At 60.2% G+C, this 21,637-nt stretch carries 21 protein-coding genes; 6 read left to right on the top strand and 15 right to left on the bottom strand.

Translation table 11 applies throughout. The annotated features are described in order from the left end of the window. The first annotated feature begins 41 nt into the window (after positions 1–41). The gene (locus tag DT23_RS16220) at positions 42–773 is read left to right on the top strand and encodes an SDR family oxidoreductase (RefSeq protein ID WP_038133110.1); all 732 of its coding nucleotides are present in this window, start codon (positions 42–44) and stop codon (positions 771–773) included. Here the strand turns inward: DT23_RS16220 and DT23_RS16215 are convergent. The 12 genes from DT23_RS16215 to DT23_RS16160 form a co-directional block, all read right to left on the bottom strand. Continuing rightward, entirely contained in the window at positions 770–1,582 is an 813-nt protein-coding gene (locus tag DT23_RS16215) for a TIGR02186 family protein (protein ID WP_038132940.1), read from the bottom strand. The genes DT23_RS16220 and DT23_RS16215 overlap by 4 nt on opposite strands. Beyond that, positions 1,582–2,499 (bottom strand): sulfite exporter TauE/SafE family protein, encoded by a 918-nt coding sequence (locus tag DT23_RS16210; RefSeq protein WP_038132939.1) that lies wholly within the window; start codon positions 2,497–2,499, stop codon positions 1,582–1,584. The genes DT23_RS16215 and DT23_RS16210 overlap by 1 nt, the downstream gene beginning before the upstream one ends. 78 nt (positions 2,500–2,577) lie before the next feature. Further along, positions 2,578–3,378, bottom strand: coding sequence for a purine-nucleoside phosphorylase (locus DT23_RS16205; protein ID WP_038132937.1), 801 nt, complete (start codon positions 3,376–3,378; stop codon positions 2,578–2,580). Continuing rightward, positions 3,362–4,327: an ABC transporter permease gene (locus DT23_RS16200; protein WP_038132936.1), complete on the bottom strand. Its 966-nt coding sequence runs from the start codon at positions 4,325–4,327 to the stop codon at positions 3,362–3,364. The genes DT23_RS16205 and DT23_RS16200 overlap by 17 nt, the downstream gene beginning before the upstream one ends. A gap of 3 nt (positions 4,328–4,330) precedes the next feature. Next, a complete protein-coding gene (locus tag DT23_RS16195) occupies positions 4,331–5,428 on the bottom strand; it encodes an ABC transporter permease (protein WP_038132934.1) in 1,098 nt (365 codons plus the stop codon). Further along, the gene (locus DT23_RS16190) at positions 5,428–7,026 is read right to left on the bottom strand and encodes an ABC transporter ATP-binding protein (protein ID WP_081847249.1); all 1,599 of its coding nucleotides are present in this window, start codon (positions 7,024–7,026) and stop codon (positions 5,428–5,430) included. The genes DT23_RS16195 and DT23_RS16190 overlap by 1 nt, the downstream gene beginning before the upstream one ends. Beyond that, positions 7,026–8,015 (bottom strand): BMP family lipoprotein, encoded by a 990-nt coding sequence (locus DT23_RS16185; RefSeq protein WP_038132931.1) that lies wholly within the window; start codon positions 8,013–8,015, stop codon positions 7,026–7,028. Before DT23_RS16185 ends, DT23_RS16190 begins: the two co-directional genes overlap by 1 nt. 153 nt (positions 8,016–8,168) lie before the next feature. Beyond that, a complete protein-coding gene (gene rimI, locus DT23_RS16180; RefSeq protein ID WP_038132929.1) occupies positions 8,169–8,594 on the bottom strand; it encodes a ribosomal protein S18-alanine N-acetyltransferase in 426 nt (141 codons plus the stop codon). Continuing rightward, the gene (tsaB, locus tag DT23_RS16175; protein ID WP_038132928.1) at positions 8,594–9,247 is read right to left on the bottom strand and encodes a tRNA (adenosine(37)-N6)-threonylcarbamoyltransferase complex dimerization subunit type 1 TsaB; all 654 of its coding nucleotides are present in this window, start codon (positions 9,245–9,247) and stop codon (positions 8,594–8,596) included. The genes rimI and tsaB overlap by 1 nt, the downstream gene beginning before the upstream one ends. Continuing rightward, the gene (locus tag DT23_RS16170; protein WP_038132926.1) at positions 9,240–9,800 is read right to left on the bottom strand and encodes a NifU family protein; all 561 of its coding nucleotides are present in this window, start codon (positions 9,798–9,800) and stop codon (positions 9,240–9,242) included. Before DT23_RS16170 ends, tsaB begins: the two co-directional genes overlap by 8 nt. Before the next feature lie 81 nt (positions 9,801–9,881). Beyond that, on the bottom strand, positions 9,882–10,337 hold the full coding sequence (locus DT23_RS16165) for a universal stress protein (protein WP_038132925.1): 456 nt from the start codon (positions 10,335–10,337) through the stop codon (positions 9,882–9,884). Between the two features lie 58 nt (positions 10,338–10,395). Then, positions 10,396–11,262, bottom strand: coding sequence for a branched-chain amino acid aminotransferase (locus tag DT23_RS16160; protein ID WP_038132923.1), 867 nt, complete (start codon positions 11,260–11,262; stop codon positions 10,396–10,398). Between the two features lie 118 nt (positions 11,263–11,380). On the opposite strand from DT23_RS16160, the gene DT23_RS16155 reads away from it, so the two are divergent. From DT23_RS16155 to DT23_RS16145, 3 genes are all read left to right on the top strand, one after another. Further along, a complete protein-coding gene (locus DT23_RS16155; protein ID WP_156023990.1) occupies positions 11,381–12,337 on the top strand; it encodes an NAD-dependent epimerase/dehydratase family protein in 957 nt (318 codons plus the stop codon). After that, complete coding sequence (locus DT23_RS16150) at positions 12,334–12,951, top strand: sugar transferase (RefSeq protein WP_038132922.1); 618 nt, start codon at positions 12,334–12,336, stop codon at positions 12,949–12,951. Before DT23_RS16155 ends, DT23_RS16150 begins: the two co-directional genes overlap by 4 nt. 121 nt (positions 12,952–13,072) lie before the next feature. Continuing rightward, entirely contained in the window at positions 13,073–15,001 is a 1,929-nt protein-coding gene (locus DT23_RS16145) for a polysaccharide biosynthesis protein (RefSeq protein WP_051697373.1), read from the top strand. Positions 15,002–15,008: 7 nt separating this feature from the next. Here DT23_RS16145 and truA read toward each other — a convergent pair whose 3' ends face one another. Both truA and DT23_RS16135 read right to left on the bottom strand, forming a co-directional pair. Then, the gene (gene truA / locus DT23_RS16140; RefSeq protein ID WP_038133104.1) at positions 15,009–15,776 is read right to left on the bottom strand and encodes a tRNA pseudouridine(38-40) synthase TruA; all 768 of its coding nucleotides are present in this window, start codon (positions 15,774–15,776) and stop codon (positions 15,009–15,011) included. An 85-nt stretch (positions 15,777–15,861) separates the two neighbouring features. Further along, positions 15,862–16,620, bottom strand: coding sequence for a DeoR/GlpR family DNA-binding transcription regulator (locus DT23_RS16135; RefSeq protein WP_038132921.1), 759 nt, complete (start codon positions 16,618–16,620; stop codon positions 15,862–15,864). A gap of 184 nt (positions 16,621–16,804) precedes the next feature. Between DT23_RS16135 and glpD the strand changes: the two genes are divergently transcribed. Together glpD and glpK are read left to right on the top strand one after the other, a co-directional pair. After that, positions 16,805–18,415, top strand: coding sequence for a glycerol-3-phosphate dehydrogenase (gene glpD, locus DT23_RS16130; protein ID WP_038132919.1), 1,611 nt, complete (start codon positions 16,805–16,807; stop codon positions 18,413–18,415). A 45-nt stretch (positions 18,416–18,460) separates the two neighbouring features. Next, positions 18,461–19,948, top strand: coding sequence for a glycerol kinase GlpK (glpK, locus tag DT23_RS16125; RefSeq protein ID WP_038133102.1), 1,488 nt, complete (start codon positions 18,461–18,463; stop codon positions 19,946–19,948). A 25-nt stretch (positions 19,949–19,973) separates the two neighbouring features. Here the strand turns inward: glpK and DT23_RS16120 are convergent, their stop codons facing one another. Beyond that, positions 19,974–21,599, bottom strand: coding sequence for a long-chain fatty acid--CoA ligase (locus DT23_RS16120; protein WP_038132917.1), 1,626 nt, complete (start codon positions 21,597–21,599; stop codon positions 19,974–19,976). Positions 21,600–21,637 lie beyond the last annotated feature (38 nt).

Raw genomic sequence — 21,637 nt, 5'->3', positions numbered from 1 at the left:
TCGGCGAGAGTATTTTTGGCCAGATGAAAAGGAACCGCGCGATGAGTGTGATGGTGGTGACAGGCGCAAGCGCCGGGATCGGGCGCGCGGTGGCGGAAATGGCCTTGGCGCAGGGTTGGCAGGTCGCCTGTCTGGCGCGACGGCTAGACGTTTTGCAAGACATCGCGGCCAAGGGCGACGGTCTGGCACTGGCCTGTGATGTGACCGACGCGGCAGAGGTCGCATCGGCCTTTGCACAGGTTGTGGCGCGGTTTGGTCGGGTTGATGTGCTGTTTAACAATGCGGGCCTGTTTCCAAAAGCTGCGCTACCCGACGAGATTGCGCTTGAGGAGTGGAACGCTTGTATGGCGGTCAATTTGACGGGGATGTTTCTATGTGCCCGTGCCGCTTTTGCGCAGATGCGGGCGCAAGAGCCGCAAGGCGGGCGGATTATCAATAACGGCTCGATCTCGGGGCAGGTGCCGCGCCCGCGCTCGATGGCTTATACGGTCAGCAAGCATGCGATCAACGGCATGACCAAGCAATTGGCGCTGGACGGGCGGGCGTTCAACATTGCGGCGGGGCAGATTGATGTTGGCAATACGCGCACCGAATTGGCCGCGCAGATGGAAAAAGGCGTGATGCAGGCCGATGGCTCGATCAAGCCCGAAGCGATGATGGACGTCGCAGAGGTCGCCAATGCCGTGATGCATATGGCCTCACTGCCAGAAGGGGCGAATGTGCTCAACATGACGGTGATGGCCACCGCGATGACGTTTGTCGGGCGCGGTTAGCGCACGAAGCGGAACACCGCCGCCGCCGCCCAGCCCGCGACCACTGCAAGTGCCAGCGCGAGAAGCCCATAAAGTGCAGCGTGTTCGTGTGCGAGCGCATAAAGCCAGCGCTCCAGCCCGACTTTGCGCACTTCGATGGCGGATTGATAGCGATCCACCAACTGGCCGTCGCGCAGCAGGAAAATACGGGTTTTATAGGCCCCTTCGATCAGGTTCGCGGGCAGCTCAAAATCTGCGCGAAACAGCGTGTTATCCACCAGACGCACGCCGCCGGTTTCAAGTTTATAAAGGCCTTGGCGTTCGCGAATGCGGATCATCGCCTCGGTGAAGGGTTTGGTATCGGCCACCCGAACGGAACTGGAAAAAGCGCGCATCGCGAGGGGGATCGAGATGCGTTGCTGCACATCTAATCTCGGGCTGAGAATTTCCTGAAGCGGCCCCGAAGTCGCCACCGCATAATAGCTGGGCGCCGAGGCCACGCCGACCGAAGCCGTGTTCACCCAGATCCCCAATTCGCGCGACTTGCGCCGGATCGTGATCGGTACAAGCGGGCCTTCGAGCGTTACAATCACGGCCAGCTTGTCGTTTTCGGGTTCAGGCGCCTCGCGTTTGATCGCGCCGTAGATCAGAATTTGCGAGCCGTCAAACGAGGTAGTGATGCCAATATTATCGCGGCTCAGACCGGCGACGATTTGCTCGGGCGGTGGTTTCGGGGCATTGGGCTGCGCGGCTTGCTGGGCCGGGGCTACGATAGGCAGCAGCGCAAGCATCAGCGCAAGGCGTAAGCGGCGGGCGAGGGCGCGCATCATCAGTGGCTCCCCGCAGCGATTGAGTAAAGATCGTGTGGGCGAATGATCAGATCTGCCCCCAGTTTCGCCGCAACGAGAATGACCAAAAGCGCCAGTAGAATACGCAACTGTTCCGCCTTGAGCCGCGCGCCCAAACGCGAGCCGATCTGCGCACCCACCACGCCCCCCACGATCAGCAAAAGCGCCAGCATCACGTCGACCGTCTGGTTGGTGATCGCGTGCATAAAGGTGGTGAAGGCCGACACGAACAGAATCTGGAACAGCGAGGTTCCTATCACCACTTTGGTGGGCATGTTCAGCAGATAGATCATCGCCGGAACCATGATAAAGCCGCCGCCTACGCCCATGATCGCGGCAAGGATACCCACGACCACCCCCACGATCAGCGGAGGGATCACGGAAATATACAGCCCCGAGGCGCGGAACTTGAACTTGAAGGGCAGGTTATGCGCCCAGGTGTGTTGGTTGCGTTTCTTGCGCGCGCCGGTGCCTTTTCTTTGGCGGCGCATGGTGCGTACGGCCTCTTGCAGCATCAACAGGCCGATTGAGCCGAGGAACACCACGTAGCAAAGCTGCACCGCGAGATCGATCTGGCCAAGTTGGGTCAGCAGGTTGAACACCCAGATCCCGCCTGCAGATCCAAGGATACCGCCCACCAGCAGCACCAACCCCATCGGGATGTCCACGGCCTTGCGCTTGAGTTGCGCCAGCACCGCAGAGACCGAAGACGCCACGACCTGATTGGCCCCCGTCGCGACCGCTACTGCGGGCGGTATGCCGATAAAGAACAGCAGGGGCGTGATCAGGAACCCGCCACCCACGCCAAACAATCCTGACAACAGCCCGACGATGCCGCCAAGGCCCAGCAGGGTATACATGTTGACCGAAATCTCGGCGATGGGCAGGTAGATTTGCATTCAAGGCACCTGCGGGGGAAGGGTCGTTCCTGTTTGCCCGTGGCTAGGGATCAAGTCAAACCCCCGCCGCGCGCGCGATCACATCTGTTGCAGATATCGTCGCAAAACGCGTTCCAGCTTGGCCGCGCCCATGGGAGCGATGGCTTTGGTCTGTTCGTGGCTGATTTGCTCATCCGCCATGCCTGCGCCCATGTTGGTGACCACGGACACGGCGGCCACGCGCAGGCCCAGAAAGCGCGCGAGGATCACTTCGGGGACGGTGGACATGCCCACGGCGTCCGCGCCAAAGATCTTGGCGGCGCGAATTTCGGCGGGGGTTTCGAAACAGGGGCCGGAGAACCAGCAATAGACGCCTTCGGGCAGCTCGATGCCCTCATCTTGGGCGGCTTGGGCAAGCCCGGCGCGGATGGCGCGATCATGCGCCTCGGTGAGCGGCACGAAACGCGCGTCTGACGGTTCACCGATCAAGGGATTATTGCCCGAGAAATTGATGTGATCGTTTAGCATCATCAGCCCGCCGGGGCGGATATCTTCGCGCAAAGACCCGGCAGCATTGGTCAGCAAAAGCTGCTCGCATCCGAGTTCGCGCAAGATTTCCAGCGGCAGGCGCATTTCGGCGGGGTTGCCGTGTTCGTAGTAGTGCACGCGGCCACCGAACACCGCGACGCGCACGCCTTCAAGCGTGCCGATCACCAGTTTCGGGTTGTGGCCTGACACGCCCGCATGGGGAAAGCCCGGCAGATCGGAATAGGGGATAGCGACGCCGTCCACCTCCTCGGCCAAGTGGCCAAGGCCCGAGCCAAGGATCAGCCCCAGAACGGGGGGCGCATCGCCCGCGCGGGCGCGGATCAGATTGGCAAGCTCAACGCTCTTTGACATAGGGCTGGCCTCCGGCACGAGGTGGGATGGCTTTGCCGATGAAACCGGCAAGAATGACAACGGTCAGAATATACGGCACGGCTTGCATGAACTGGATCGGCAGGTTCACCACGCCCAGATCAATGTTGGGATAACGGTTCGAGATCGCCTCAAGCAGACCAAACAGCATCGTCGCGCCAAGGGCAGGCACGGGGCGCCATTTCGCAAAGATCAGCGCCGCCAGCGCGATATAGCCCCGTCCGGCGGTCATTTCCTTGACGAAGCCTGCGGCCAGACCGGTCGCCAGATAGGTGCCCGCCAGACCCGACAAAACGCCGGTAATCGCCACCGCCGTATAGCGCAGACGGATCACCGACACGCCCGCCGTGTCCACCGATTCCGGATTCTCTCCGACGGCACGCAGGCGCAGACCAAAGCGCGTGCGAAACAACACCCACCACGTCAACGGCACCATCGCAAAGGCGACATAAACCAAAATCGTGTGCCCTGAGAGCAGGTTGTCATAAATCTGGCCGATCACGGGCACATCTTTGACGGCATCGGCGCCGGGCAAGGTGATTGGCTCAAACCTTGCATTGCCCGAGAGCTGGGGCGTGCGCCCGCCCTGCTGGAACCAGCTTTGCGCGATCAGCACGGTAAAGCCCGAGGCAAGGAAGTTCACCGCCACGCCCGAGATCAGCTGATTGCCACGGAAGGTGATCGAGGCAAGGCCGTGCACCAGCGTCAGGCTCATCGCGCCGCCGATCCCGGCCAACAGGCCAAGCCACGCTGATCCGGTGACCGCAGCGACCGCAGCCGAGAAGAACGCCGCCATCAGCATCTTGCCCTCAAGCCCGATGTCGAAAATCCCTGCGCGCTCTGAAAACAAGCCCGCCAAGCAGGCCAGCAGCAGCGGTGTGCCAAGGCGCACCGCGCTATCGAGCAGCTCGATGATCGTTGCGAAATCCATGGCTCACGCCTCCTTTTTGGCGTTGGCACGCGCGACGAAAAAGCTTTCGATTGGCGCGCGCAGCATGTTGTCAAACGCCCCCGTGAACAAGATCACCAGCGCTTGGATCACGGTGATCAATTCGCGCGGGATCGTGGTTTCCAGCGCCAACTCGCCGCCGCCTTGATAGAGAAAGCCAAATAGCAGAGCGGCAAGAAACACGCCAAACGGGTGATTGCGCCCCATCAGCGCCACGGCGATGCCGATAAAACCCGCACCCTCGACCGAGTTCAAAACAAGGCGGTGGCCCGTCCCCATGACATTGTTGATCGCCATCAGCCCCGCCAACGCCCCCGAGATCAGCATTGCTGCCATCACGATTTTCACTGGCGAGATGCCAGCATAGCGCGCAGCCGATTCCGAGCGCCCAAAGGCGCGGATCGCATAGCCCAGCCGCGTGCGCCAGATCAGCCCCCAGACGAGGAAACACGCCAGCACCGCGATGAAGAACGAGATATTGGCAGGCACCGATTTACCGAAGAACTGCCCGATCAGGGGCATATCATGGAAGGTCGGCAAATACGTGGACTTGGGAAAGCGCGCCGTTGCCGGGTCCATCGAGCCGCGCGGGCGCAGCACGTTAACCAGCATGTAATTGAGAAGCGACGCGCCGATAAAGTTGAACATGATCGTGGTGATCACGATATGGCTGCCGCGCTTCGCTTGCAGATAGGCCGGGATCGCGGCCCAAGCTGCACCAAACAGCGCGCCACCGATCATCGCCGCAAGCAGCGCAATCGACCAATGCGGCCATGGAAAGGCGAGGCAAACCAGCGCCACACCGAGACCGCCAAGCGTCGCCTGCCCCTCACCGCCGATATTGAACTGGCTGGCGTGATAGGCCACGGCCACGGCCAGCCCGGTAAAGATGAAGTTGGTGGCGTAAAACAGCGTGTAGCCCCAGCCATAGGGCGAGCCCAAAGCGCCATCAATCATCACCTTGATCGCCTGCACCGGGTTCTCGCCGATCAGCAACACAACGATGCCGGAAATAACAAAGGCAATCAGTAGGTTGAGCAGCGGGATCAGCCCCACGTCAATCCATTTCGGGGTCTTTTCCATTACGTCGCTACCCCTGCCATCATCAGTCCCAGTTCTTTTTCATTGGTGTCTTCGGGCAGGCGCTCACCCATGATCTGGCCGTCAAACATCACCGCAATCCGATCAGACAGCGCAAAGATTTCATCCAGTTCAACCGAGACCAGCAAGATCGCCGCGCCTTGATCGCGCAGCTCGACGATGCGTTTGTGGATGAACTCAATCGCGCCGATATCGACGCCGCGCGTGGGTTGGCCGACCAATAGCAAAACCGGATCGCGTTCTATCTCGCGCGCGAGCACGATTTTTTGCTGGTTGCCGCCCGAGAAGCTTTTGGCGGGCAAGGTCGGGATCGGCGGGCGCACGTCAAAGCGCTCCATCGCGCTGGCGGTATGGGCGATGATCCCGGCATTATCCATAAGGAGCGGATTTTTCTGATAGGCCGGGTCCGAGTGATAGCCGAAAATCATGTTCTCCCACGCCATGAAATCAAGGATCAGCCCCAGATGATGGCGATCCTCGGGGACATGGGCGATGCCGCGCGCGCGGCGCGACTGGCCATCGGAGTGTTTTCCGGTCAGATCAAGATCCTGACCGTTGACGCGGATCGTGCCGGTGCCATTGGCAAAGCCGCCCAGCACTTCGAGCAGTTCGGACTGACCGTTGCCTGCCACACCCGCAATGCCCAGAATCTCGCCTGCGCGAATGGTGAGGTTGATGCCCTTGAGCCGTTCGACCTTATCTTCATCGCGCACGCGCAGATCTTCGATCTCTAGCACGGTGTCGCCGGGGTTGGCCTTGGTCTTGGTCACGTTGAGCAACACTTTGCGCCCGACCATCAGCTCGGCGAGTTGCTCGGGCGAGGTCTCTGACGTTTTCACCGTTGCCGTCATTTCGCCGCGTCGCATCACCGAAACCGTATCGGTGATTTCCATGATCTCGCGCAGTTTATGGGTGATCAGGATGATCGTTTTTCCCTCTTTGCGCAGGAAATCGAGGATGCGGAACAGGTGGTCGGCTTCATCCGGGGTCAGCACGCCGGTCGGCTCGTCCAGAATCAGGATATCGGCCTGACGATACAGCGCTTTGAGGATTTCCACGCGCTGCTGGTGGCCGACGGAGAGCTCTTCGATCTTTTCGTCAGGATCGACGTTCAGCTCGTATTCATCGGCCAGCCGTTTAAGTTCCTTGCGGGCCTTGGCCAGCGAGGGGCGCAGCAGCGCGCCCTCTTCTGCACCAAGGATAATGTTTTCCAGAACGGTAAAGTTCTGCACCAGTTTGAAATGCTGAAAGACCATGCCGATGCCAGCGCTGATCGCGGCTTGGCTATCGGGGATCTGCGTGCGCTTGCCTTTGATCCAGATCTCGCCCTTATCGGCTTTGTAAAACCCGTAAAGGATCGACATCAGCGTGGATTTCCCCGCGCCGTTTTCGCCGATGATGCCGTGAATCGCGCCGGGCATCACCCGGATCGCGATGTCTTTATTCGCCTGCACGGTGCCAAAGGCTTTCGAGATGCCTTTCAGCTCGATTGCGGGCACTTTTGCGGGCGTGGCTGCTTCTTTAGCGCCAAGGGCGGCAGTTGCCTGCCGCCCCGCGTTGGTTTGATCTGCTGCGCTCATCACTTAACCGGGCAGCTGTCATCCGACATGTAGTCATGGACCTGAACTTTGCCCGAGATGATATCGGCCTTGGCCTGATCCACCGCTTTCAGCATTTCGGGGGTCACCAGCGCTTTGTTGTTATCATCCAGCGCGACGCCCACGCCATCATCACCAAGACCCATCACCTTGATGCCCGGCTTGATGTCGGTGCCTTCTTTGAAGATGTTGTAAACGGCTGTATCGACGCGCTTGAGCATCGAGGTCAGAACTTTGCCCGGATGCAGGTAGTTCTGGTTGCTATCCACGCCGATCGACAGGATGTTTCCGTCAGCGGCAGCTTGCAACACGCCGATCCCGGTGCCACCAGCGGCAGCATAGATCACGTCAGCGCCTTGGCTGATCTGGGCTTTGGCAATCTCGCCACCCTTCACCGGATCGTTCCATGCCGCCGGGGTCGTGCCGGTCATGTTCTGGATCACTTTGGCATCGGGGTTGGCCGCCTTGACGCCTTGGACATAGCCGCAGGCGAATTTGCGGATCAGCGGAATATCCATGCCGCCGACAAACCCAACGGTGCCGGTTTTCGATGCCATACCTGCCATCAGACCAACAAGATACGAGCCTTGCTCTTCTTTGAAGACGACGGATTCGACATTGGGCTGATCGACAACCATGTCGATGATCGCGAATTTGGTGTCGGGGTAGTCGGGGGCCACTTGGTTGAGCGTGTCCCCAAAGGCGAAGCCGGTCATCACGATCGGGTTGGCCCCGGATTCAGCCAGCTTGCGCAGCGCTTGTTCGCGCTGGGCTTCGGACTGCATTTCCAGTTCCTTGTATTTGCCGCCGGTTTCATCTGCCCAACGCTTCGCACCGTGAAAGGCGGCTTCGTTAAAGCTTTTGTCGAACTTGCCGCCCAGATCATAAATGATCGCAGGTTCAGCAAGCGCGGCACCAGCGCTCAGCGCAAGCGTGGCTGCGGCGCCAAGAAACTGTTTGAAAAAGGTCATGAAACACTCCCGGTTATTCTGGCCATTTCGGATAGGCCTGTTGGCGGGCCTCGCATGGGCCCGCGTATCCCTGAATTTGGGCAGAGCTTGCCAAGAGGGTCAAGCGACAAAATGGTGCTGACGTCGGGGAGAGCTACAAATTTGATTGATTGGTCAGCCGTCAGCGCCGTCAACAGGCAAGACCATGATGATCGCATCGCGCCGAGTGCCGTCGGGGGCGTGGTAATAGGCCTTGCGCCGCCCCGATTCTATCCATCCTGTCGCACGATAAAGTGCGCGCGCGGCGGTGTTGTCCTCGGCCACTTCGAGAAAGGCTGTCTGCGCTTCACGCGTTTTCACGTTTTCGTGGAACGCGCCGACCAAAGCGCGCGCGATGCCAGCGCGGCGTTGGCTCGGATCAACGGCAAGCGTCAATAACTCGGCTTCCCCCGCGATCACGCGGCCCAGTAGAAACCCACCCGGTTCGGTGAGGAGAAAGACGCCCCGCGCTTGAAGAAGCGAGTCGAACTCTGCCTGCGACCAAGGGCGCGGCGTGGTGAAACAGGCGGCGTGCAGTTGGGCGAGTGTCTCGGGTGTCATCAGTCCAAAATTACTGGCGGCGGATCCGAGGGTGGTGCGGCATCGGCAGGTTGCAGATAGAGCGGCGCGGGGCGCAGGCCTGGCACGAGGTCACGTTGCGCGGCGATACGCGCGATGGCGCTGGCGGGCGCAAAGGCGGCGGGGCGCACGGTTGCGCCAAGGGTTGCGGCGGCGTCTTCGGCGGCAGAGCCGATGCAGGTCAGCCCCGGCTCTGCCCAATCGGTGGGGAGATTGGCCAGTTCACAAATTTGCAACTCTACCGGGCGTGCCATTCGGTAGCCCTCAAAGTAGCCCCGGCTGCGCGGCGCGGCGATGGCAGCAAGCACCGGTCCTTGGCTGGCATGGGCCACGGCCTCAAGGCTGGAGACGCCGATAGCGGGGATTTTCAGGCTAAGCGCCAGCCCGCGCGCCGCCGAAACCCCGATGCGGACACCGGTGAAATTCCCCGGCCCGATCCCCACGCCAATGCGCGTAAGATCGCGCCAGTTAACCCCCGCCTCGGTCAGCACCTCTTCGAGCAGCGGCATCAGGCGTTCCGCTTGGCCGCGGGTCATGTCTTCTTGGCGCGCGGCGAGACATTGATCGCCACACAGCAAAGCGGCCGCGCAATGCGCGGCCGATGTGTCAAAGCCTAAGATCAGCGCGTCACGCATTGACCGGGCGCACCTCGGTTACCTCGGGGATGTAGTGGCGCAGCAGGTTCTCGATGCCCATTTTCAGCGTCAGCGTCGAAGACGGGCAGCCAGCGCAAGCCCCTTGCATGTGCAGATAAACGATGCCGCGTTCAAACCCGTGGAAGGTGATGTCGCCGCCATCCTGAGCGACCGCCGGGCGCACGCGCGTGTCCAGCAATTCCTTGATCTGGGCAACGATGGCACCGTCTTCGCCATCGTGGTCTGCATGGCCCGAGGGCGCAGCCTCACCCTCAATCACCGGAGCGCCGGATTGGAAATGCTCCATGATCGCGCCAAGGATCGCGGGTTTCGCGTGATCCCACGTGGCGTCTTCAGCCTTTGTCACGGTCACAAAATCAGACCCGAAGAACACGCCCGTCACACCGGGCACGGCGAAGATACGCGCGGCCAGCGGCGATTTCACAGCCGCCTCTGCCGAGGGGAAGTCAGCGGTGCCTGCCTCTAGCACAGTTTGACCGGGCAGGAATTTCAGCGTTGCGGGGTTCGGGGTCGTTTCAGTTTGGATGAACATGGCGGGCCTCCTTGGCGTGGGGCACATATGCGCCTTCTGAGTGAAAGTATCAAGTATTCGGACTGCGGCGCGGCGTCACCCTCAGGTGATTTGCTCTAGCTTTTCTTTGGACATCTCGCCGGGCACCACGGTCAGCGGGCAGGGCAGGGTTCCGGCTTGTTTCGTCATCTGCGTGACCAACGGGCCGGGGCCGGATTTGTCCGTCCCCGCACCCAGCACAAGCACCCCGACTTCAGGATGTTCGCTAATGACGTCAAGGATCTCTGAACAGGGATCGCCTTCGCGCACCAGCAATTCAGGATCGACGCCTTGACGGTCACGCATCCATTTCGCGAAGACCTCAAAATGGGCCTCGATCCGGTCGCGGGCCTCTTCGCGCATGATTTCGCCCACGCCGATCCAGTGTTGATATTCCTCGGGGGGAATCACCGAAAGAATCAGCACGCCGCCCCCGGTATGAGACGCGCGCATTGCCGCATAGCGCATGGCGTTGAGGCATTCGCGGGTATCGTCAAGAACGACCAGAAACTTGCGCATTTTTCCTCCGGGCTCGCAGCGCGATCATCGCGCGGGAGGGTCGCTTTGGCAACCGCGCTTACAGCGGTGCGCCAAGCGCCCAGTCCCAATAGGTCTCACGCGCCGCTTTCGTCAGCGGGCCGATTTCATAGCGCGTGTCGTCAAAGGCCGCGACGGGCGTGACCTTGGCGAAATTGCCCGACAGGAAGACTTCATCAGCCGCGTGGAAATCATCAAGCGTCAGCACGGCTTCATGCACGCTAAATCCCGCCGCGCGCAGGTTCTTGATATGGCGCGCACGAGTGATCCCCGCGAGGAACGTGCCATTGGCAATCGGCGTGAACAGCTCGCCATCGCGCGCCATAAAGACGTTGGCCGTGGCGCTTTCCGCGACATTGCCTTGGGAATCCTGCACCAGCGCATTACCGAACCCTTTGCGCTGGGCCTCAACCAGCATCCGCGCGTTGTTGGGATAAAGACAGCCTGCCTTGGCGTTGCAGACGTTATCGGCCAAAACGGGGCGACGGAATTGCGTGGTGGTCAGCGTGGTCGCTACGTTGGGATCCGGCATCGCGACCTCTTCGAGACACAGCGCAAACCGCGTTTCCCCCAGTTTCGGCGCAACGCCCAGATCCGAGCCTGCAATCGCCCAATACATCGGGCGCACATAAACGGCGGCGTCCTTGGCGTATTTACGCAAGCCCTCGCGGGCGATCTCGACCATCTCGGCGGGGTCGATCGTCGGCGTGATCATCAGCGCCTCGGCCGAGCGGTTGGCGCGCGCGCAATGCAGGTCGAGATCGGGCACCAGCCCGTCAAACAGTCGCGCCCCGTCAAAGATCGAACTGCCTTGCCACAGGCCGTGATCAGCGGCGCGCATGACGGGAATGTCGCCCTCGTGCCAGCTACCCTCGAAATAAGTGCGGATATTCGTACCGAATGCCATTGGACCCTCCTGAAGTCGGCGGAGAGAACCACCCCACGCCCGCGCTGTCCAGAGATGTGATTGTATCGGTGTCAGAGGAATAGGGGTAGCGTGCTCACGATTGCGTTAAGGACAGTTCTTGATCTTAACGCTTGGACGCGATGATAGTGCGTTGGAATATTGGCCCGAGATATTTATCAGAATGGATTTTGCGATGCCCGTCGATACCAAGCCCATGCGCACCGATCTGCCACGCGTGTTGATTCTCGGGGGGGCGGGACGGCTTGGCACGATGATGCGGGCCGCTTGGCAAGCCGCGCCTCAGGCGGTGGGGATTACGCCGATCTGGCAGGCCCGGCGTGAGGTCGGTCTGAGCGGACCGGTGTTTGACATTCTCACCGCGCCGGGGGCCTTGGCGCGCGCCTGTGCGCAGGCGGATGTGGTGTTGCTGCTGGCCGGGGTGACCGATGGCTCTGCCGATGATCTGGCGGTCAATGTCGCGCTGGCCAAAGCGGTTCGCAAACACGCGCAGATGGCGGGACTGCCTTTGATCGCGGCATCCTCGGGGGCGGTTTATGGGCGCGCGAGCGGGCCGCTGGGCGAGGATACGCCTTGCGCACCGCTCAATGATTATGGTCGCTCGAAATGCGCGATGGAGGCCGCTCTGACCGGGATGAAGCGCGCCTGTGCGCTGCGTATTGGCAATGTGGCGGGGGCAGATGCGCTGCTGGGGGTGCCTGCGCCGGAAGGCGGGCGAGTGCTGCATGTCTTTGCCGACGGGCGCGCGCCGGAACGTAGCTATATCGGGCCAGGCGCGCTCGCGGAAGCGGTTGCGCGGCTGGCGCGCTTGGCGGTTGAGGCCCCCGCGCGCTTGCCCGAGCAGCTTAACCTGGCGCTGCCCGGTGTGGTGGGGATGGACGATCTGCTACGTGCCACGGACGAGCATTGGCAACCAGCGCCCGCGCCAGACACGGCTCTCCCTAAGGTTGAGCTTGATGTAACGCGTGCGGTGGGGTTAGGATTGGTGCCCGAGGTACGCATTAACGCGGCGGCAGTGGTCGCAGATATGAGGCGCGTACGGCAAAGGATGGCATGACGCGCACGCAACGATTGGCGAAACGGCTCTTTGATCTTGTGCTGGCTGTATTGTTGACGCCTCTGGTTGCGGTGCTGTTTTTGTTCACGCTGATCACGGTGATGATTTTTGAAAAACGGCCTTATTTTTATGCTGCCGAGCGGATGAAGACCCCCACCCAGAGCTTTCGCCTGCTGAAATTTCGCACGATGGAGGTCGCGCAGAGTGATTCGGGGGTTTCGGGCGCGCACAAGCAACAGCGGATCACGCGGATGGGCAGAATCATGCGCAAGACGCGGGCAGACGAATTGCCGCAGTTCTGGAATATCTATCGTGGCGATATCAGCTTTGTCGGACCGCGCCCGCCGCTGCGGGAATATGTCGAACGCTTTCCGGAACTCTACTCAGAGGTGTTAAAGACGCCGCCGGGGGTCACCGGGCTGGCATCTCTTTGTTTTAATAGGCATGAGGGATGGATTCTTGGGCAATGTGCGACCGCTACAGAGGTCGATGCGGCCTATGCGCGCCGCTGCGTTCCAGCCAAAGCCAAGCTGGACCTGATCTATCAAAAGCATATGTCGATCTGTTTTGATCTCGTGCTTATTTGGCGGACATTCAAAAGCGTCTTTGGCTGAAATTTGCCGCAACGCAGAACGTCTCAGATTAACAACATTTTAATGATGTCGATTTAGCTATGGATCTGCCAATAAGATGTATAGAAGATTCGTTGCACAACCATAGCGAGTATTTTGACAAATGTTTAAGCGGTTCGTGGCCCTCACGCGCAAACAGAAGGATCTCTTCCTTTTGGCGGTTGATGTGGCGATGGTGCCGATTGTCGGTTGGATAACTGCCCTTCTGTTGCTTGAGCATAACCGAACGATCTTTGAGGTGGGCCCCCGATATCTGCCTTTTTTGATGATCGTTGCAGGCGGTCTGTCGATGGCGCTCGGTCTGCATCGCGTGCAGTTAAAGCATTTCGATGCCGATGCGATGATACGCGCCTTGGTTATGTCCATTGGTCTGGCGCTCTCGGCGGGGCTTATGGATGCGGTATCTGTCCATAGTGCCGGAATCGCTGTGCCGATCTTTTTCGGAATGCTGTATTTCCTAGGCTACATCATGCTGCGGCGTAGCATGTTGCGGCTTTTGACCACGCTCTATCGTCGGTCACGGATCGTGTCTCGCGTCGTTATTTATGGGGCCGGGTTCACCGGTATCAAACTGTCGCGCGAGATGATGGATCGCTCGGATGTGATGGTTTACGGCTTTATCGACGACAATCCGGCACTACGCGGCTCGCATGTGAACGGCCTGACCGTCTACCCGGTATCGAAGGCTGAGAAACTGCGTGAAGTGTACAATATCAACCGCGTGATCCTTGCCGATCCGGATTTACCCGCAGATCGCAAGACCGCGTTGTCGCGTCACTTTGAGGGGCTTGGTATCGCGGTTGAGTCCCTGCCCGCCTTCGCTCAGCTTTTGGATGATAGTGCTTTGGTATCGCGTCTTGAGCCGATCAAATCCGGCCATCTGCTAGGGCGTGATGATCTATATGCGGCGCTGAGTTCAAGCTGTGTTGCCTATACTGGTAGCACGGTGCTGGTGTCAGGTGCCGGGGGCTCGATCGGTCTGGAATTGTGCCGCCAGATCGTTGCCTGCCGCCCGGCCCGGTTGATCCTGCTCGAACTCTCCGAGCTTGCACTTTACGCCGCAAATCAGGAATTGAGCCTGCTTGCCGAACCATTTGGAACGCAGATCGTGCCCGTGCTTGGCTCTGCGGCCGATCCGGTGCTGGTGACAAAACTGTTTGCGGACAATGCGGTGGATGTAGTGATGCATGCCGCAGCCTACAAACATGTCCCCTTGGTCGAGGTCAATCTGCGTACCGGGCTGCAAAATAACGTGTTCTCCACGCAGGTTTTGGCGCGCGCCGCACGCGAAGCGGGGGTGGCGCGGTTCGTGCTTGTGTCTTCGGATAAGGCCGTGCGTCCAGGATCGGTGATGGGGGCCTCTAAGCGCCTGTCGGAATTGGTTGTGCAGGACATGGCAGAGCGTGCCGAGGGGACAATCTTTTCCATTGTGCGGTTTGGAAATGTGTTGGGCTCTTCGGGCTCTGTTGTGCCGTTGTTTGAGGAACAGATCCGTCGCGGTGGCCCTGTGACGCTGACCGATCCACGGGTGACGCGCTATTTCATGACCATCCAAGAGGCGGCGCGACTGGTGCTTCTGGCGGGAAGCTTTGCCGATGGCGGCGAGGTTTATGTGCTCAATATGGGTAAGCCAATGTTGATCCGCGATCTTGCGCGTCGGATGATCGAGACGCGCGGGTATAAGGTGCGCGATGCAGCGCATCCCGATGGCGATATCGAGATTGTCACCACCGGCCTGCGCGCAGGTGAGAAACTGCATGAGGAATTGATGGTGCGCAAAGGGGCGGATAGCACCTCGCATCCCAAGATCATCCGCGTGCGCGAGGATCGCCTGTCAGAATGGCAAACGGCTGCGATGCTGCGCGATCTGCGCGAGGCGGTTGACCGTGATGACGCCGTAGAAATGCTGGCAATCCTCGCGCGCGCTATTCCAGAATACCAACCACAAAGTTCTGCGGCGGAGAGCCTACAGATGCGCGCCATCCACGAGCGCAACACCCCTAACCGTATGGCCACTCATCCTGCACAATGATCCAGGTTCAGGAAAAAGGGTCATCGGGGTAGCCAACGCCGGCCAGATATAAACCTTGCGGCGGGCAAACGGGGCCGCAAGCGGCGCGATCACGTGCTTCAAGCGCCTCTTTGACACGCTCCGGCGCCCAAGATCCTGCGCCGACCCGTTCCAAAGTTCCAACAATCGAGCGCACCTGATTGTGTAAGAACGAGCGCGCGCGCAAATAAAAGCGATACTCCATTCCGCGTGCGATTTCATGCGCCTCGATGGTTATCTCATCCATGGTTTTTTCGGGGGATTTCGCCTGACAAAAGGTCGAGCGATAGGTCGTGAAGTCGTGATGCCCGATCAGATGAGCTGCGCCTGCGCGCATCGCGTCCAGATCAAGCGGTTTGCGAATGTGCCAAACCTGCCCACACTCAAACGTCGGCGGCGCACGGCGTTGCATCAAGCGAAATGCATAGCGCCGCTCGATCGCTGAAAAGCGGGCGTGAAAATCGTCGCTGACCCGTTCACAGGCCAAAATCGCGATGGGATGCGGGCGCAGATGGTGGTTGAGCGCCTCGGAAAGACGGTAGGTATCCCAGTCTTTCGCCAGATCCACATGCGCCACCTGCGCGCTGGCATGAACGCCCGCGTCGGTGCGTCCGGCCGCGATAACCGAATGGGGACCGGGCTCAAGGCGGGCCAACGCGGCTTCGATCGAGCCTTGCACTGAAGGCTGGTTAATCTGGCGCTGCCAACCGGCGAAGGGGCTACCGTCATATTCAATTTGAAACGCGTATCTAGGCATAAGCTGCCCATAGCGCGCCGCCCCCTGTGGCTGCAATCCCTTTCCGCGTGCTGATACACAAGACGTGTGCAAGCGATTTTGCGTATCAAACGATTTGCACGCTGGTGTCCCATTGCGCGCAACGCTCGCGCAGCGCTTCGGGCAGGGCTGCGTCGATAAAAATCGTATCAATCTCGCTAAGAGAGGCCAGCCGCACGGGTGCAGAGCGCGCCAGTTTCGAGGCATCCGTGACCAGAAACACCTTGCGGGCACGGCGCAGGATCATCCGGCTGACGCGCACCTCGGCCAGATCGAAATCGAGCAGATCGCCCTCTTCATCCAATGCCGATGCACCGATCACCGCGTAATCGACCTTGAACTGATTGATGAAATCCGCCGTCAGATCGCCGACCAAGCCACCATCCACGCGGCGCAAATTGCCGCCCGCGACCATGATGTCACAGCTATCGTTGGCCAATAAGATATTGGCGACGTTGATGTTATTCGTCACCACTGTAATGTTGCGATGGCCCAGCAACTCACGGGCCACAGCTTCGGTCGTCGTGCCAAGGTTGAGAATGATCGAGCAATTGTCGGGGATCGCGCGCGCGCAGGCCTTCGCAATCGCGGATTTGGCTGTTTCATTCATCCGACGCCGCGCCTCATAGGCGAAATTTGTCACGCCGGTGCGGATCACGGCACCGCCATGGACGCGCTCGATTAGACCCGCCTCGGCCAGCTCGGACAGATCGCGCCGGATCGTCTGCACGGACACGGTGAACTGATCGGCGAGATCTTCGACCGCCACGCTGCCCGCATCCCGTGCGCGCTCCAGAATTTTGCTTTGTCGAACATTCAGCGTCATGTGACCCCCTGTTTAGAGGTGCCATATGCGGGGGCGGTTGTCACTCGGAAATGCTCGTTTTGAGATATTTTTTGCTTTTATTGCTTTCGTTTGTCGGATTTGCGATCAAAATCGAAATACAAAAGTTGACTTACGCGCGAAATGCGCTCTTTTTAGACACGCAACCGTAAACGAAAGAGTGCCCATGCTTTCAGATCATCAACACCAAAACCCCGTGGATATTTTCGTCATCGGCGGTGGCGTGAATGGCTGTGGGATTGCGCGCGATGCGGCGGGGCGGGGTTTAAACGTCGCGCTGGCTGAGCAGGGCGATTTGGCGCAGGCGACCTCATCGGCCTCGACCAAGCTGTTTCACGGTGGGTTACGTTATCTGGAATATTTCGAGTTTCGTCTGGTGCGCGAGGCGCTGAAAGAGCGCGAGGTGCTGCTCTCCGCAATGCCCCATATCTCGTGGCCGATGCGGTTCGTTTTGCCCTATCACCGCGACATGCGCTTTGAGAGCGAGACGCCGACCTCAAAACTTCTTTCCTTCGTAATGCCTTGGATGAAGGGCCGCCGTCCGGCGTGGCTGATCCGGATGGGGCTGTTCATGTATGACCATCTGGGCAAACGCAAATTGCTGCCCGGCACCTCGACGCTGGATCTGACGCAAGACCCGGCGGGCAAGCCGCTAAACCCGAAATTCCACAAGGCTTACGAGTATTCCGATGGCTGGGTGCAGGATGCGCGGCTGGTGGTGCTGAATGCGCGTGATGCCGAGGCGCGTGGCGCGAAAATCATGGTGCGCACCAAGGTGGTTTCGGCGGCGCGCGAGGGCGATCTTTGGCATATCGTGACCGAGGGGCCGCATGGGCACGCCGATCACTACGCTAAGGCGTTGGTAAATGCGGGTGGCCCTTGGGTCGATCAAGTGCTGCGCGGCACGATCGGGATCGACTCGCGTGAGGGCATACGTCTGGTGCGCGGCAGCCATATCGTGACGCGCAAGCTGTTTGATCACGACAAATGCTACTTCTTTCAGGGTGAGGACGGGCGGATCATCTTCGCGATCCCCTATGAACAGGATTTCACGCTGATCGGCACGACCGATCAAGATCATAAGGGGCCGCCATCGCAAGCTGAATGCACGCCTGAGGAACAGGATTATCTATGCGCTTTCGCGTCGAAATATTTCGCCAAGCCGGTGACGCGCGACGATATCGTTTGGACCTATTCCGGCGTGCGTCCACTTTATGATGACGGGGCAAGCTCGGCGACGGCGGCGACGCGCGATTATGTGCTGTCGCTGAACGATGCGGGCGGCGCGCCGGTGCTTAATGTGTTTGGCGGCAAGATCACGACCTATCGGCGCTTGTCCGAGCACGCGCTGGAAAAGCTCGCACCGTTTTTCCCGGGTCTCAAGGAGGCTTGGACGGCAGGGGTCTCGCTGCCCGGTGGCGCGTTCAAGCCGCAGGAGACCACGCAGGTCACCGCCGATCTGGCGCGCGATTACCCGTTTCTTGGCGCGGCTTGGACGCAGCGGATGATGCGCCATTACGGGCTTGATGCGCGCGAGATACTGGGCGCGGCGAAATCCGCTGCCGATCTAGGCCGCGATTTCGGGGCGACGCTAAGCGAGGCCGAGGTGATTTGGCTGATGGACAAGGAATGGGCGCGCTCGGCTGAGGATGTGATCTGGCGGCGCACCAAGCTGGGGCTGCGGCTAAGCGCGGAACAGGTCGCGACGCTGGAGAGCTTCATGCGCCACCGCCTGTCGGATGGCGCTGAGACAACGCGACGCGACATGACATCATAAGCCGGACTCGAACGGCCCCCTCTTACCTTTGGCAGGATGCGCAAAATGACTCATATTCTTGCAATCGATCAGGGCACGACTTCCTCGCGTGCAATCGTTTTTGATGGCGATTTGCGACCCGTGAATTCGGCGCAGCAAGAGTTTGGTCAGCATTTCCCGCATTCGGGCTGGGTCGAGCATGATGCCAATGAGATCTGGGACTCGGTTCTTGCCACCACGCGCGAGGCCATTGAAAAAGCTGGAATCGCGCCGGATGATATCGCAGGAATAGGTATCACCAATCAGCGCGAAACCACCGTTGTCTGGGATCGCGAGACCGGCGAGCCGATCCACAACGCGATTGTCTGGCAGGATCGGCGCACCTCGGAGTTTTGCCGCGAATTGCGCGATGACGGGTTTGAGGAAACCATCACCAAGCGCACCGGGCTGCTGATTGATCCGTATTTCTCGGGCACGAAACTGCGCTGGATATTGGCAAACATAGAAGGCGCGCGCGCACGGGCCGAGGCGGGCGAATTGGCCTTTGGCACGATCGACAGCTGGCTGATCTGGAAGCTGACGGGCGGGACGGCGCATGTCACCGATGCCACAAATGCGGCGCGCACGATGCTGTATGATATCGCCAAGGGGCGCTGGTCGAGCACGATTTGCGAGCGTCTTGGCATCCCGATGAATATGCTGCCCGAGGTGCGCGATTGCGCTGCCGAATTTGGCACCGCGCAGCACGATCTTCTGGGTGCCAAGATCCCGATCCTGGGCGTCGCGGGCGATCAGCAGGCCGCAACCGTGGGGCAGGCCTGTTTTAAGCCGGGCATGTTGAAATCAACATATGGCACGGGGTGTTTCGCACTGCTCAATACCGGCGATCAGATGGTGCGCTCGGATCATCGCCTGCTGACAACCATCGCCTATCAGCTTGATGGCAAGGTGACCTATGCGCTGGAAGGCTCGATCTTCGTGGCAGGCGCGGTGGTGCAATGGTTGCGCGATGGATTGCAGATCATCGAGGCCGCCAGCCAGACTCAAAGCCTTGCTGAAGCTGCCGATCCCGAGCAAGAGGTCATCATCGTGCCCGCCTTCACCGGGCTTGGCGCGCCCTATTGGGAGGCCGAGTGTCGCGGTGCGGTTTTCGGGCTGACGCGCAGTTCCGGCCCGGCTGAATTTGCCCGCGCGGCGCTGGAATCGGTCGGGTTTCAGACCCGCGATTTGTTGGCCGCGATGCAGGCCGATTGGGCTGATGACGCGCCCCCGACGCTGCGGGTGGATGGCGGCATGACAGCCTCGGATTGGGCGATGCAATTCCTTGCCGACATTCTGGGTGCGCCGGTCGATCGCCCCGAAGTGCTGGAAACCACCGCGCTGGGCGCGGCTTGGCTGGCGGGGCACAAGGCGGGGATTTATCCTGACCAAGATGAATTCGCGAAGTCATGGGCGCTGGAGCGGACGTTCGAGCCGCAAATATCCGAGGATACGCGTGAGGCCCGCTATGCGCGCTGGCAAAAGGCGGTGAAGGCGACGATTGCGGCGGTTTGACGGGGCGCGCGCCCCGTCGCTCGACTTACGACGGATCAGCCAGCAGCACATCGCCAAATTCGTCGCGCAACTTGGTCTTTAGCACCTTGCCCGTGCTGCCCAACGGCAAAGTCCCGACGAAAATCACCTTATCGGGCACCTGCCAACCCGGCACCTTACCCGCGTAGCTTTCCAGAATGTCTTCTTCGGTGACCTGCGAGCGGATCGCGCGTTGCACGATCAGAACCGGGCGCTCTGTCCATTTTTCATGACGCGCGGCAATCGCGGCAGCATTGGCCACGCCGGGATGCGCAATGGCGATATTCTCCAACTCGACCGTCGAAATCCACTCGCCGCCCGACTTGATAATGTCTTTTGAGCGATCCCGAATGATCAGATAGCCGTTGGCATCCAGCGTTGCGATATCGCCCGTGTCGAACCAGCCATCGACCGTCAGCGCGCTTTCATCTTGGCCGAAATATTGCGCGACGATCCAATGGCCGCGGATCTGCAACTCGCCTTGGGTTTCGCCGTTGCAAGGCAACAAATGGCCCTGCGAATCCACCAGCCGCAATTCGACCCCATAAGGCGGCCGCCCTTGGCCAAAGCGGATTTCCTCGCGCGCGCTGTCATCAAGCGGGCGATGTTTGGCGAGCAATTGGTTCACCGTGCCAAGCGGGCTGGTTTCGGTCATGCCCCAAGCGTGGATCAGTTCTACCCCATAACGGTCACGAAACGCGCTAAGCATCGACGGGGGCAGGGCGGCCCCGCCGACGACAGTGCGCTTGAGGCTTTCGGCTTTTGACCCCGTCGCCTCTAGCCCGTTCAGCAGGCCCATCCAGATCGTGGGCACGCCAAGCGCGAGGCTGACCTGTTCGGCATCGATCAAGCGCGCAAGGCTTTCGCCGTCAAGGTTTGGCCCCGGTAGCACCAGTTTGCACCCCGTCATCGCCGCGATATAGGGCACGCCCCAAGCGTTGACGTGAAACATCGGCACCACCGGCATCACCGTTTCGCTGGCGCCGATCCCAAGCCCGTCGGGCTGGTTGCCGCCCAAAGTATGCAGCACGGTCGAACGGTGGGTATACAGTACCCCTTTCGGATTTCCGGTCGTGCCGGACGTATAGCAAAGCGACGAGGGCGTGGTTTCATCCAGCTCGGGCCATTGATACTCGGCATCGCCCTCGGCAATCAGATCGTCGTAAAACAAGAGGCCGTTGATCTGACTTGCGGCTTCGTCGTCCTGCGGCCCTAAAAGAACAAAGGCTTTCACCGTGCTCAACTGGTCGCGCAACGCGACAACGAGGGGCAGGAAGGTGCGATCGAAAAACAGCACGCGATCCTTGGCGTCATTGATGATAAAACCCATCTGCTGGGGCGACAGGCGCGGGTTGATCGTGTGACAAACCTGCCCTGCGCCCGACACGCCGAAGTAGATCTCAAGATGGCGGCGGTTGTTCCAAGCCAGCGTGGCGCAGCGATCACCCTGCACCATTCCGCGCCCCTCAAGCGCCGAGGCAAGCTGGCGCGCGTGGCCCATCACCTCGCCCCAGGTCGAGCGTTCAACACCGCCGGTCGTTTTGACCGAGACCACCTCGCCATCTGCATGATAGCGTTGCGCATGCGTGGCAATTGCACTGATCAACAGCGGCATATGCATCATCGAATTCATCGTACCCTCCCGCTCGGCGCAAAGCCGACTCCGTTCCC

Source organism: Thioclava indica, from assembly GCF_000714545.1.
Taxonomy (GTDB): Bacteria; Pseudomonadota; Alphaproteobacteria; order Rhodobacterales; family Rhodobacteraceae; genus Thioclava; species Thioclava indica.
The sequence above is the reverse complement of the archived record's forward strand: the minus strand, read 5'-3'. Positions and strand labels throughout refer to the sequence as shown.